Here is a 14,354-nt window from a genome sequence, read left to right as displayed (position 1 = left end):
ACTCCCTGTTGTTATAAGTGGATTCGCTTATATCATGACTCCGGAAGCGCTTGAATCATGCGCGAAACCTCCGGATCCAATTCTTTTGCCCGGTAGACCGTGGACAGGCTAAGTTTCTCCCAACGCTTGGTTTCTTCCAATTTGCCCTTATCCACCGCGTTCGCAATCGCAACGGCATCGCTTCCGAGCAGTAAGCGGAGCGGCGGGTTATCTTCATTAACAATAGAAATGATCGCTTGCGCAGCTTTATCCGGATCACCGTTCTCCCTGCCGGTAGTCTCCCGGGCATGCTTCAAATGGTTGCCGACCGTGTCCTTATAATCGTCAATAGGCTCAATATGCTTCATTGATGAACCTGCCCAATCGGTACGAAAACCGCCCGGTTCGATCAGCGTAACCTTTACACCAAGGGGTCCAACTTCTTTGGAAAGCACCTCAGAGAAGCCCTCTACCGCCCATTTTGCCGTTTGGTATGGTCCTAGACCGGGCGCGCCGATGCGGCCGCCGATCGAGGAGAACTGGACAATATGTCCGTGACCCTGCTCTCTCAGGTGCGGCAGCGCTGCTTTCGTTACGTTAATAACACCCCACAGGTTCGTTTCCAATTGAGCCCGGAAGTCATCCATCGGGGTTTGTTCAATCGAAGAGATATTGCCGTATCCCGCATTATTCACAAGTACATCCAAACGCCCAAACGTTTCGAAGGCGGCTTGCACGGCAGCCTCAGCCTGCTCGAACCGGGTTACATCCAGCTCAACGATGTGGACTTGGCTGCCATATCGTGCTGCAAGATCGGCGATTTGTTCTGTATTGCGGGCTGTTGCCACCAACTGATCTCCTTTTGCCAGTACCGCTTCTGCAAGACTGCGTCCAAATCCCCGGGAACTGCCTGTAATCAGCCAAACTTTACTCATATCAAAAATGCCTCCTCAACATAGGTTTGGAATGTTTGTTCCAAAGCAAATATAACTCAGACATTTTCGTAAGTCAAGAGTTTTTGGAATATACATTCCATTCGAACAAGTTTGACTCTATTTACAATCCGAAGGTTAGATCACTGAAATTGTTCTGTAAACATGATGAACGGTAAGTTCTTAAAGTGTGGAAGGCTGGATCATTCCCCTGTTTTATTGTATTACAATCCACATAGTAGATAAGGAAAATAAGAAATATGGAATATCAATTCCAATCAAGTGTTTTGGTTTCAAAGTACTGATATTGCCCAGATTGGAATATACATTCCGATTCTCAGCACTTTGTGTTCGCCGGAAACGACACGGTAAAGTCCCCAAAAAGAGCCGATGTGGATAACAGATGAGGGCAGCTGAAGTTATATTTGATAAGAAATTCATGAATCGGAGGAGTCAAGACAACATAAAAACAGCCTTTTAAGGACCGCAGCGTCCAAAAAGGCTGTTTCTACACGAGTATAGCTTTCCATGAGGCTTCCAGCACTTGCTGAACCTGGACCTCGTCTAATGGATATTTCTGAATATAGTACCCTTTCACGATGGAAGAAATGATCCCATGGATGAGCTGATGGCATAAATGGGGGTCCATCTCTTTCATGATTCCCTGCTTCTGACCCTCAACGATCAAAGAAATGACCACGTCACTCGAATGGAGGGCATCGCCCATGTTCCGCAGCTCCGGCGAAATATACGGGGAGAAGGAAAAGCTGTCGATAAACAGAAACTCTTTGGGTGAATCGATACCGAACTTCAACCTGTTCAGCTGCAAGCATTTAAATCGTTCATACAGACTGGCATCCGGGTTATAACCGCGAAGGAGGTACTCCCCCATATGTGTCCGCGCTTCTTTGTAAACCGCATTCACCAACTCTTCTTTATTGGCAAAATAGTTATATACCGTGCCGGAACCTACGTTGGCTTTCTTAAATATTTTGGAAAAGGTTACCGACTGCAGCCCCTCTTCATGGATCAAATCCAGCGTGGCCGCCATTATGTCCTGCTTCTTGCTCATGTATTCCACCTCTTGAAACAACATTAGTACGGGCTTGAGGGAGATGTCAAGTTCACACCACCTAATAACGATGTTGTGCAGCATGACATGATTGCCGAGAAGAGTCAAGATGTATGTCGCATATCCGAGATTCCTCATATTGTTAAACGCACAAAAAGCCGCAGTTTATGCGGCTCTTAAAGTGTGCTTTTCTTGACATCAAACTAGCAGCGACTAACGATATCCAGAGGCATCTGCTGGTTTGCCTGCCTCCTGAACTTCTACAAGGTACCGCCAGCAGTCTGGCTGCGAACCGTCGAGGTCCGTGAAACCATAGACTTTTGCGAGCTGACCGCTTGACAAGGACTTCCCATTCCACCGGGCAGCTTCCGGATCGCCAGCTAATGCTGCAACCGCACGGCCTACATAACGCGGAGATTCCGATATGATGAAATGGGGTTCCTTTTCGGCAGCATCACGCCAGTTTTCTTCCTTCACACCGAAATGATCCAGCATGATTTCAGAACGCATCCAACCCGGCGTCATGGCCACCGCGGAACACTGATAGGGTGCGAGTTCATGCGCAAGTGATTGTGCCATACGAATGACTGAGTTCTTGACTAAATCATAGAACATCGATATGCGGTAATTTTTATAATTGTACTCAGCGGTACCATCCGTCATTTCGACCACCAGTCCGTTCTTATTTCTGATCAACAACGGCAGTGCAAAATGGCTTGTAATCAAATGCGTGTCGATGCCAAGGCGAAGCATACGAAATCCACGTTCAAGGGAGTGGTCCCATACAGGCACATTCCAGTCTGCCAAATTTTCAGCGCCCCATACGTCATTGACCAGAACATCCAATCTTCCCTGTTCTTTTTCAATACGGGCGATAAGGGCCTGGACCTGTTCAGGCTGGAGATGATCGACTTGAACGGCTATTCCTTGTCCTCCCGCAGCAGTTACCAGTTCTGCCGTTTCCTCAATCGTTTCAGGACGGTTGTATTCGGATCGTTGTTGGCGCGTCGTTCTTCCTGTGACGTATACGGTTGCCCCCGCTGCCCCTAATTCGACAGCAATGCCTCTGCCGGCGCCTCGTGTTGCTCCAGCGACCAAAGCAACTTTTCCACGTAGTGGTTTCATATGACGAATCACTCTCCTATCGTTGATCTAACGTTCAATGTCCATGATATATCCCAATTACGTCAAACCTTGTCGTATATAAAAGCAGAATTTCGCATGAGACGAACTACATTGTCGCCAGGAAGACATCATAACATTCGGCCAAAAAAACAGCCGCAGCGTACGGCGATTCACGCCGAAGCTCTGCGACTGCAATCTTAGTCTTCTATATTAATTGCCATTTTCGTCGGCCGAAGGACCATAGAGGCCCGGTACCGGAATATCGAGAAGCCGCAAATATACGCCGAGCTGCGCCCGGTGATGGATCATATGGCTTAATCCGAAAGTACGGATAGCGTTGGCACGAGGTTGGCGAAGGATGATATGGTCGCCGTTACGCAAGGTCCACTCCTCGCCAAGTGCTTGTTCGTCACATTCGTCTAACAGCTGTTCCAGCTTGACGACGTTTGCATCAAATTCATCCAGGATGTCCTGACGGCTTGTCAGAGCTTCCCGCCGAAGCGGCACGGTCGATAAATCCAATTCCGGGCTAAGAAAAATCGCGACCTGCCAGTTCAGCAGGTTGATCAGGTGCGTGGTCAGTCCGCCAAGCGTCATCGATTTCTCATGCGGCTTCCATGTCATATGCTCCTCGGGCAGGCGCTCCAGGATGCGGCGCGTAATGGCCAACTCATGCTTTGCATCACCGATAATCAATTGTTTTACCATGAATTCCCTCTCCTTTCTTATAAGACAAGCATACTATAACACCCAGTAAGAGGAAAGGTGAGAGTAAAAAGCGGGAAAGAGCTCTTGGCTCCTCCCCGCAAATTCGTTTTTATTGATAATCCGAATTCCAAATCCGGGCTTTATAGAAGGCTCCGCCTGTAACGAGACGCTGATCCGCCGGCTGGTACAAGTCAACCGCATCCGTGGTCCAAGTATACTTAGTTCCTTCCTTCTGGTTGGTCATCACCACTTGCCCGGAAGGCTGGTTGCCTACACTTTTCACCCAATGGTGATTAATCTCAGCGGCCCCCGGATAATCTTCAGACCAGGAATCCGTGGATTTACTATACTGATACACCTGCGTATTAGAGGTCACCCACAACTTGTCGGTATCTCCATAGACCGCAAAGAGGTCGTGGCCCCAATTGGTGGGCAGCCGCTTTCTGTGAACTTCCTCCAGAATAGGCGCTGCCGGTGTTCCTTTCACTTTCAAGGCAATTAAGTCGTAGTCGCCGACGGCCCACAGTACGTCTTGAGCCGGATCCCACAGCACGCCGTGCGCACCAGGCAGTGAAAATTCGGTATACGTTGAAGAATCGGCTCCCTGCGAAGCCGTATAGACCCGCACCCAACCGCCGGCACTCGCTGCAACCGCTACGTTGCCGTCCGGCAGCAGCTCGGCTGCATGCGGGTTGCCGCCTACGATGACGCCCCATGCTCTGCTGTTGCCGGAAGGATACGGAACAAGCGCTGCAAGCCCTCTGGAGTCGGTCACAACCATAAATTTGCCCCCCGTTGTACCTTCCCGCAGCTTCACGTCGGATGGCAGACCCCAGCCTTGCAGCAGTCCGCCAAAACCGTTTTTATCCGTGGGCGCCCAAGACCATTTCAGTGCGTTGGACTGGTTCCAGTCTTCCTTCTCGGGATCGTAAACACGAATTTCCTCCGAACCCTGATCCGTCACGGCAATCCAATAATCCTTGTGCAGACCGGGATCGGCTGAAGCATGGTGATTCACCATCGTGAACGTTACCGCGGTCATCATCAGAAGCAGCAGGCGGGACCTAATGCTGAATTTTCGAATACTCATGTTTATAACCTCCTCATGGGTTAGAACTTGCACCAAGGATATGGTGCCAATTGACCGTGATGGCCTCCGGATCCGGGTTTCTGACTTCATGCATCATGGGTCCCCGGTAGCCTGCTGCAGCAAAAGCATTAAGGATTTCATTCCATTCCAGGTTACCTGTTCCCGGCATCCAATGCTTTTCGTCCGTTCCGTCATTATCCGAAATATGCGTCGTCACAATCCGGTCGCCCAGCTTCTCAATGAACTGCTGCGGTTTTTCCTTAAACAAATGATTGACGTCACAGCATACGCCGAGCTCCGGATTCTCTTCGGTCAAATACTCCATTTCATCCGCCGAATGCCCGAGACAAGTGCGCGGGAGGCACTCCGCCGCCAGACGAAGCCCGCTAGCGGCCGCTTCTTGAGCAAGCAGAGCGAGCGTTTGTTTGGAAGTTTTTAAACGGAGCGCTCTTTCTTCCGGTGGAACCGGCTCCCAGCTAGGGTGGTATACCAGCGTTCCGATCCCCCAGTCCGCAGCATAACGGAACAGATGCCGGACTTTGGCGACGACTTGTTCCAGGGTGTCCTGATCCAGACTGGACGGGTCCCACGCCGTGCCGAAAGGAATGTGCAACGACCAGACGTCGATTCCAAGACGCCGGGCAGCAGCTACCACCTCATCACACTTCATTTTGACTTCCGGATCGAAAATATCCAGCGGCTGCCACGTCAGTTCGATGCACTGGATCCCAGATTCGGCCGCTTGTTTCAAATCGATCGGGTTGGCCAGGCTGAACGAGGTGCCAAGCTTCCAATTTCCCGGTTTGCGGTTCATGCATTTCCCTCCCGATCCAAACTCGTTTCAGAATTTCCAGCAGCGGGGCATGACAGACGGAAAGCTCCACCCTGCGGCATACTGCAGTTGCTGCCATCTGGCATAGCAACGAGAAGCGGCGTACCTTCCGGCGATTCGCCGGAAATATGAATGGCGCCGTCATCGATGAACCAATTCACTCGAACCATTCCTTTTGGGGTTATCGCTTGCCCTCGCATATCCTGCAGCGACAAGCAATGGGGTTCGATCCGGATCGTTTCCCAGCCGGGTGCTCCGGGCTTCACCCCCAGCAAACAGCGGGTGAATTCATACAGAGGCAGGGCGCCCCAGCCATGACAGTCACTGCGCTGCATGAAGGGGTCCTCGGGCCAGGTGGTCAGGTTCAGTTCCAACAGGTCCCGCCACGGCTTCCACATCTGCTCCGTCTCTTCGTATAGTCCTACCTTCTCTATCGCCCTGAATAAATAAAAAGACATCGCATACGAGCACTGCAGCAGATCATCCCGATCCATCATCCGCCGAATTAACTGCCGTCCCTGCTCTCCGGAAGCGAGGCCGGTCAGGACGGCCCAGATTTGGGCGTGTTGGCTGTACTGTTCGCATTCGGGACCTTCACGGTACAATCCTGAAGATTCCGACCAACATAACTGCTGCAAAGCCTGGAGCACATGCCCGGCCCGCGCCTCATATTCGTCTGCAACCTCAAAGCGATTCCCGAGTCGGCTTAATCTTGCCGCGGACTGAAGCGCATAGACATACAGGAGATTATGGATCGTAGAAGGACCGGTAAGCGTCGCCGTCGGCGCGCCGTGCAGTTCATCCCATGCTTCGACCCAATCGATAAATTCCCAGTAGCCTAACCGGTGTACGAGTCCCTGCGGCCCGAGCTTACGGTCGTACCAGTCCAGAACCGAGTCGATCGTAGCCCGGTAACGCACGGCAACCGACGGATCACCGGTTTGCCAGTAATAATCTTCAACCATGAAAATCCAATGGAGCGAAAAGGCAGGAATGACCTGCGACTCCATGCATGGATACCGCGCTTGGAGAATCCCCTCCGGCAGAAGTGAAGCGTGGTAATCGTCGATCGCCCGCAGGGCTAAGCGGGTGTCCCCGCTGACGGCATAGGTGAAAAGAATTTGCAGCCGGGTATCCATGGCATACTGTAATTGCTCGTAATAAGGGCAATCTTCATAGGTTTCATGCATGCATCGCTGCAGTGTTCTGACGCTTACGTCCCATAATGGACGAATCCAGGCGGTGGAGGACACAGCCGATGATTGGACATTCAACGGATATCCCGTTTCCCGGATCTCCGGGGAGTCAATGACCAATGGCTCGTCACAGGTCTCCACCTCAATTTGCATGAAGCGGAAGGTCCGGAACCAGAACGGCTCGTAAGTCTCCCTCTCCCCAGACGGAAGATATACGTCCTGCTGCCCGATCAGATCATACCGCTTTGCATCGTCCCGCTTGCCCTTTAGCGGGAAGCCGCCTTCCCGGTGCTTGGAAAAGCTTTCAGCATACAACAGTGTAACCCGGCTGCCCTGCCCGCCTGATAAGGGAAGGATGATATAACCTGTCATAAGCTCGCCTGCATCAAGAACCACCTTCCGCTTCGAATGCGGGGGGATGACAGCCGGTTGCGGCTCCGCTGCGCCTTCAATGAACGAAAACTGCTCACGGTTTCCTTTCTTTACATCAACTTCACTCCTGAACCGGCGACTCGTCTCATAGAGGAGCGGGATGGGACGCTCCATCAGCGGAAACGGCGGAATGATGCCGTAAGGTCTGCCGTCCGCCTTCCATCTTCGGATCGGAATATGCCATTTCCCGTTCTCCGTACTCCCCGGAAGGTTCCAGTGATGAGGCAGCCGCGCGCCAGCGACCCGCTCCATCCCCCCCATAAAATGGGTGGGCCCATACGCTTCCCAGGAAACCGCGTCATCCAAACAGACCAGCCATTCGTCCCCAGGCTTACCTGTTGCAAAATCCGCCAATATTTCCCCGTCTTCCGCAACGCAGCGTCCGCTGGCGATCAGGCAAGGGCCTGCTGCGTTGGACGTTACGCTGAAGGGTCCTCCCCAGCCTGGCGGCTGTGCTTCATACGGGCTGTATGCCACCACTTTTACGGCAAGGACGTTGTCGCCTGCAGTCAGGTATGGACTTACGTCAATCGTTTCGTAGTAATGACGCCAGCGATCCCCCTTGCAAGGACCTGAAAGAACGGCTTGCCCGTTGATCCATAAGCGGTAGCGGCTGTGGGCGCTGATTGACAGCACAAGCGTGGCCGGTTTGACCAGTGAAAACGAACGGCGGAAATAGGCCACCTCATTGCGTGCAGCGTTATGTTCATTTACGTGATCTGCATCCGAGCCCCAGGCAGATAACCACCAAGCGTCCGTAAGTTTACTGACGATATCCATTGCGTTCACTTCCAATCGATATGATGGAATTCCAGCCGAACCGGCCCGAGAAGCCCGCCATCCTCCGGGATCGAGAACTGTTCACGGCGCTCTTTCCAATCCGGGCCCGCGTCCTCGAGTACTTCCGCCTTGCTCATGCGGTTCGATACGACATTGGTTACACATACCTTAAACCGATTCAAGCCGGGGGCCAGCCATTGCATCACATCAAAGCGGTATGGCGGAACAAAGCTGAATCCGGCTGATGTGCCGTTCACCTCCACCTCCGCAATTTCCTCCACCTGACCGAGATCCAGAATAACCCGGTTCAAAGCCTCCAGCTCGGACGGCGGTATATCCATGGTCCAGGTATATGCAAGTGTACCGGAATAAGAAAGATCCAAGCGGAGCCACGGCGGTAACCCGCTCCTCGCTTCTCCCTGCCAGTCAAAGTGAATCTGCGCGCTGTCTATATCGATGACGCCGTGTTGCTGCCCGCTGCGGATATAGGCCGCCGGAACGGGACCCTGCACTTCTTCCTGGACATCGAGCACAGACGGAATCAGAATCAGCGAACGGTAAGGCGGAATCCGCAGGTGAAATTCCCGCTCATTAGCTGTGTCTGGTGAAATCCGTGACCGCAGATGCCATCGTTCGCCAGTCAATGGCTCCCAGGCATGCAGGGCGTTTACATCCGGTTCCCCTGGCAGGCGGATCCATCCGTCAACAACGGTTTCTACATCTTCATTGCTGACCATCCATAGAGATTGGTCCTCCCTTATCCGGTGAAGGATGCGCAGGTTCTCCCGGCCGCTTCCTTCAAAAGAGAGCTGCGCTGATATACCGCTGTGGCGAAGCAATTCCGGCAAATCGGACGGGTCGCCTGCCAGATGCATGCCCGGCCCTGACAGAAACGGTGACAGCGGCATTGCTTCCTGCTTACGTTTCAACACCCCCGTCGGTTGACGGTTTACAAACACCACGGTGACGCCCGACTGAACCATCTCATGAAGCTTATGAAGCAGCATTTCCGTTACGACCTCCGTCCCGGGAACAACGACCGCTGCGTAGCTCTCGCTACGTATCTCCAGCCGGCCCCCGGCGATTCGGAACAGCAGCAGCTCATCCTGTGGAACGAGATCGTAGTCGTATTGATTCTCCTGGAGCACCTGCTGGACATCCTCGATCGGGGTCGATTCGCCGGCATGGCCGAGAGCCCCTGGATATAGAAGCAGCAGCGATGCGACATGCTTGCCTTCGCGAAAAAAATAAGAGAGCCGGTTCACATACTGGATATAGGCCGGAAAATAAGGCCATTGCGGATTTAGCCCCCCGTCATAGAAATAAGGCGGGCAATCCAGATCGGGCCATTTCGGGTTAAAAGCATGCAGTATAAAATGATTGATCCCCCGCACGGCCTGCCAATCGGTCAGCCACTTCATCATTCTGAGGCCCAGATGCCAGCCGTAGGCCCCAAATGTCTCCGACATGGCCAAATCGTCTTTCAATCCATAGATATGGGCGGCGGAGCTGGCCAGCTTAGGCAGCCCCCAGTAATCCCGATTCCGGTGGCCCGGAATAATCTGGTTGCAAACGACGTCAATCCCGCCTTCATCTGCAAACCGGGAAACTTCAAAAAAGTCGCCCGGTCCCTCCGTGGTCCGCTCATGGAACATGTACCTTTCCCCATGATTCGGGCTCGCTTCGTGTTCGTACCAATGCCCGATATATTTCAGCCCATGATTGCGGCACCATTCGTGAATCGGTCGGCAGTACGTATCCGCGTATGCTTTATTCAGAAAATCATAGTAATCGTAAATGAAATATTCGCTGCCCTTGCTCTCCCCTTTCAACCATAATGCCGGCAAAAATCGTATCGGATCGTATCCTTTCGCTTCAATAAACCGTCGACGCAGCTCATAGCCCCAAGGTATTTCCTGTTCATGATTGAAATAAGCCGGTTCGTCAAAGAAAAAACCTCGGACCGGATTGCCGAAATACGCCCCGACTTCTCTTTTCGACGATTCATACACACGGTCAATGAAAGCTTGCACGGCTCCCGGGTGAAGGGGATCGATGTAGTTATCGGCCTTATCTTCGATGACAAAGCAGACGATCCACTCTCCCGAAGGGACGTCCCAGTGGATGCCGTGCACGATCCCGTGCATGTGCGGTGAATCGGGGCGGTGCAGGCGTTCGGTCAAATCAACACCCTGCTCGTAACCGATCACCCCCTCCGACATCGGGTAGGCAAAGACGCTCATCACAACGGACCGGCTCCGGTGCGTCCATGGAGGCATCAGGCTTACCCGGTTCAGCGGCCCGCGGTAGCGTATATATTGGAGGCGGATCGACGAGCGCCGAAACGCCGGGTCGAGCTTCTGGAGCGTATTACCGGCCACCCCGCTCGGATACCATTTTTCATCGAACAGGTAGGCACTTACCCCGGCTTCCCGGCACCATCCCAGAATCAGCTTCAAGTCCGACCACCACTTCGGCCCAAGATAGTCCCAATGGGGTCTCGACTCCAGCGTCAGCTCTCCGATTCCCGACCCGACGGCCAAGTCGAATGTCTTCCGGAGCTCTTCAGGACTTTCCGTGCCATGCAGCCAAAATAAGGTTCCCGTCAACTTCGGAGGCTCCAGAAAGTGATGGCTCCATGAATCAGGTACACGCATGTTCGTTGTCATTGTTTCGTCATCCTTTCACGCTGCCCATAACTATCCCTTTAATAAAGAAGCGCTGCAGGAACGGGTACACCAGAATGATCGGCAGTGCCCCGAGAAAAATCTGGGCCGTTTTCACCGTTTGCTCCGATAAATCCTGAAGCAGCGACAAATCGGTTGAAGTCAGCATCGTGAGGTCCTGGCCAACAATAATAGTTCTCAAATAGCTCTGGAGCGGGTAATTTTCCGGTGAATTCATCAAGATGAGACCGTCAAACCAGCTGTTCCAATGGCTGACAATTGTGAACAGCCCGATCGTCGCCAGCGCCGGCAATGACAGCGGCGCATAAATGCGCCAAAGCGTCGTCCAATGGCCGGCTCCGTCCATAAAGGCGGACTCCTCCAGTTCCTTGGGCAGCCCCCGGTAAAAATTCAGCAGCAGGATCACATTAAAAACCGGAACCGCCCCCGGTAATACGAGCGCCCAAATCGAATCGAGCATCCCCAGGGACTTTATCGTCATATACCAGGGGATGAGGCCGCCGTTGAACAGCATCGTCAGGACGAGCAGCCACGCGTACATCGTTCTCCATTTGAATTTCGATTTCTCTTTTGCCAGCGGATATGCGGTCAGAATGGTGAGAAACATGCTGATGGAAACGCCAAACACGACACGTTTCAACGTAATCCATAACGCAGTTAGAAATTCGGGCTTTTTCAATACGTATTCGTAAGCGTTCGGCGTAAATTGAACCGGCCATAATTTGACCAATCCGCCCATCGCCGCTGCACTGGAGCTAAATGATACTGAAAGCACGTGAACAAGCGGCAGCAGGCACAGGACGGAGATAGCGAGAAGAAACGTGTAATTGAAAGCCACAAACAAGGTGCGGCCGATCCCCCGTTTTTGAACCATGAAGTCCCCTCCTCCGTCAAAAGATCCGGTATCCGGCAAACCGGTAAGCCAACAGGTATGATGAAGAGATCAGCACAAGGGACACCACGGATTTGAATAAGCCTACGGCCGTCGCCACGCTGTATTGTGCATCGATCAATCCGATCCGGTATACGAACGTGTCGATGATATCCCCGCTTTCATACACCTGCGGACTGTACAGATTGAACACCTGGTCGAATCCGGCATTCAGCACATTTCCCAGACTTAGCGTCGTCATCAGGACGACGACCGGCAAAATACCGGGGATCGTTATGTTCAGTGTCTGCCGCCAACGGCTTGCACCGTCGATCTCTGCCGCTTCGTACAGCGACTGATCAATTCCGGTAAGCGCTGCCAAATATACAATCGTACCGAAGCCAAAATCCTTCCACGTATCCGTGGCAACCAGCACATACGGAAACCAGTGATTGTCGCCCAGAAAATAAACCGGGTCCATTCCAAACCATCCGAGAAACTGATTGAGAATCCCCTTCAGCGACAACACATCGATCAAAACGCCTCCCAAGATGACCCATGACAAAAAGTGGGGCAAATAGATCAGTGTCTGGATCATCCGTTTGATCCTCTCTCTCGCCATCTCATTCAGAAGGAGCGCCACCGTGATCGGAACCACAAGGCCTGCGATAATTTTCATGACGGCAATAAAGATCGTGTTGAATACGATTTGGGAGATGCCGGGAAGATGATACACGTAGAGAAAATTGTCTAAGCCGACCCAATCCGAGCCGAAAAAGCCCTTATTCGGGTAAAATTTCTGAAAAGCGATGACGATGCCTACCATCGGCCAATAGCTGAACACGGCAAGGAGGACAAGCGCCGGCAGAAGCATAAAGTGAAGCGGCAGTTCATGCCTCCATTTCTTGAATGTCATTTCATCGCCTGCCCTTCTCTGATTTACTTGACCGATTTGGCCCACTCGTTAACCTCATTTGTCATATCGGTTCCGCCAAGCTTTTTCCAATCCTCGACAAATTTATCGAACGTACTGATCGGTTCGCCCATAATAATCTTGGTAAATGTCTCCAGTTCCATTTTATCCAGCGTCGCTTTCTTGTCCCCCATGCTCTTGGTCGGTGCTCCGAAAAACTCGTTCATGAGCGGCAGGTTTTCCTTTTGATATTGGTTGATGACCGCGAATGAGCTGGACTCGCCGAACACCCTCGCCTGATTCCATTGCTTGTTGTCACCGTTATTAAATTGCTTGATCTTCTCATAAGTCGTCAGTTGTTCTCCGTTCAGCTTGGATGTGTCCCCGGTTTTTAAGCTCTCGATGACAGACAGGTGTACATCCAGGTTTTTCGTTGGAGACCAGGCATTGAACGGCGCATGCTTAAACAGCTCGATGCCATCCGGGGAACTGAAGAAGTGGCTGAAATCCGCCTTCTCGCCCCAACCCTTCTCGATAAACAAGTTGACCATCTGCATGACCGCTTCGGGATTTTTGGCGCCTTTTTTGACTGCATAATACGCGAATACCGGATTTCCGACTTGCGGCCTTGCCGGATCGGAATCAACCGAGACGATTTTGTAGGCCTCCCACTCCATCTGCGGATCCAGGTCTTTACCTTTCTGGAGCGGATTGATCGGGTTCCACATCGCTCCGTAATACAGCCCGATTTTTCCTGCAACCGCATCCTCGCCCGTCTTGTTTCCGTCCTTCACGCCAAACTCCTTATCCAGCAGCCCCGCTTTGTACATTTCCTGCAGCTTCAGCAGCGTCTCCCTTGTCTCAGGAAGGATGGAACCATAGACTAAGCTGCCGGAACTATCCTTAATCCACGCTCCGGGATAAGCATGGAAACCGTTAAAGAAGCCACCCAGACCCATGATGCCGCCGCCGACGATTCCCTTGTTGATCCCCAGTCCGAAGGTGTCGTTTTTTCCGTTTCCATCAGGATCCTGCTTGGCAAAGGCCTCTGCGATTGTATAGACGTCATCCATCGTTTTCGGCTCCGGCAGCTTCAGCTTCTTGAGCCAGTCGGTCCGTACCCAAAGGACGTTCGCTCCATCAATGGACGAGTTCGTATTCGGAATGGCCATCAGCTTACCATCAAATTTAGCGGAATCGAGCTGTGCACCATCCATAAATTGTTTGGCCAGCGGAGTTGCATACTTTTCATAAACACTCGACAAATCTTCGATCATATCGGCGTCTACCAATTGTTTGAGCTGATTTGCGTTAACCGGAATAATGTCGGGAAGATCTCCTGATGCAATCATGACGTTCATTTTCTGGGTCGCATCATCACCGCTGGTAGCGATCCATTTAAATTTCAGATTGATGCCAAGTTCGTCCTTATAGGCACGGGTCCACTCGTTATTCTCAAGGGTATCGCTGCCGGCAAACTTTACCGAAGCATCCGCGGTTCTCACCGTAGTCACTTCGATTGGCGACGTGTACTTGCTGAGCGGCCCTGCAGTAGCTGCTGTGGAAGCAGCCTTATCCGAGCCGGCATCTGGCTTGGTATCCGAAGATTCGTTTGTGGAAGAACCGCAGGCCGATACGACAATCATCGAGCTGACCGCGAGAAGCGCTAGCATAGCTTTGACTGACTTCATGAGTACCCTCCCATTTCTGTTATCGCTTTTCAGCCCTCGTGATCCA

11 protein-coding genes are annotated in these 14,354 nt (G+C 52.3%); all 11 read right to left on the bottom strand.

Annotated elements, in window-relative coordinates; genetic code table 11:
* Window positions 1-32: 32 nt before the first annotated feature.
* On the bottom strand, window positions 33-914 hold the full coding sequence (locus K2F33_RS21125; RefSeq protein ID WP_263878469.1) for an oxidoreductase: 882 nt from the start codon (window positions 912-914) through the stop codon (window positions 33-35).
* A 505-nt stretch (window positions 915-1,419) separates the two neighbouring features.
* On the bottom strand, window positions 1,420-1,983 hold the full coding sequence (locus K2F33_RS21120) for a TetR/AcrR family transcriptional regulator (RefSeq protein ID WP_076169224.1): 564 nt from the start codon (window positions 1,981-1,983) through the stop codon (window positions 1,420-1,422).
* 213 nt (window positions 1,984-2,196) lie between these two features.
* Window positions 2,197-3,108 carry an SDR family oxidoreductase gene (locus tag K2F33_RS21115; protein WP_212984095.1) on the bottom strand — a complete coding sequence of 304 codons (912 nt, stop codon included), beginning with the start codon at window positions 3,106-3,108 and terminating at the stop codon, window positions 2,197-2,199.
* A 210-nt stretch (window positions 3,109-3,318) separates the two neighbouring features.
* Window positions 3,319-3,816 carry a DinB family protein gene (locus tag K2F33_RS21110; RefSeq protein WP_263878467.1) on the bottom strand — a complete coding sequence of 166 codons (498 nt, stop codon included), beginning with the start codon at window positions 3,814-3,816 and terminating at the stop codon, window positions 3,319-3,321.
* Window positions 3,817-3,925: 109 nt separating this feature from the next.
* Window positions 3,926-4,906 carry a DUF6528 family protein gene (locus K2F33_RS21105; RefSeq protein WP_263878466.1) on the bottom strand — a complete coding sequence of 327 codons (981 nt, stop codon included), beginning with the start codon at window positions 4,904-4,906 and terminating at the stop codon, window positions 3,926-3,928.
* Between the two features lie 13 nt (window positions 4,907-4,919).
* Window positions 4,920-5,720, bottom strand: coding sequence for a sugar phosphate isomerase/epimerase family protein (locus K2F33_RS21100; RefSeq protein ID WP_263878465.1), 801 nt, complete (start codon window positions 5,718-5,720; stop codon window positions 4,920-4,922).
* On the bottom strand, window positions 5,717-8,146 hold the full coding sequence (locus K2F33_RS21095; protein WP_263878464.1) for a glycoside hydrolase family 78 protein: 2,430 nt from the start codon (window positions 8,144-8,146) through the stop codon (window positions 5,717-5,719). The genes K2F33_RS21100 and K2F33_RS21095 overlap by 4 nt, the downstream gene beginning before the upstream one ends.
* A 5-nt stretch (window positions 8,147-8,151) precedes the next feature.
* Entirely contained in the window at window positions 8,152-10,815 is a 2,664-nt protein-coding gene (locus tag K2F33_RS21090; RefSeq protein WP_263878463.1) for a glycosyl hydrolase, read from the bottom strand.
* Between the two features lie 7 nt (window positions 10,816-10,822).
* Entirely contained in the window at window positions 10,823-11,707 is an 885-nt protein-coding gene (locus K2F33_RS21085) for a carbohydrate ABC transporter permease (protein WP_263878462.1), read from the bottom strand.
* Window positions 11,708-11,723: 16 nt separating this feature from the next.
* The gene (locus K2F33_RS21080) at window positions 11,724-12,620 is read right to left on the bottom strand and encodes an ABC transporter permease (protein ID WP_076164511.1); all 897 of its coding nucleotides are present in this window, start codon (window positions 12,618-12,620) and stop codon (window positions 11,724-11,726) included.
* 23 nt (window positions 12,621-12,643) lie between these two features.
* A complete protein-coding gene (locus K2F33_RS21075; RefSeq protein ID WP_263878461.1) occupies window positions 12,644-14,308 on the bottom strand; it encodes an extracellular solute-binding protein in 1,665 nt (554 codons plus the stop codon).
* Between the last annotated feature and the right edge of the window lie 46 nt (window positions 14,309-14,354).

It is taken from the genome of Paenibacillus sp. PSB04 (assembly GCF_025809195.1).
GTDB lineage: Bacteria > Bacillota > Bacilli > Paenibacillales > Paenibacillaceae > Paenibacillus_AQ > Paenibacillus_AQ favisporus.
The sequence above is the reverse complement of the archived record's forward strand: the minus strand, read 5'-3'. Positions and strand labels throughout refer to the sequence as shown.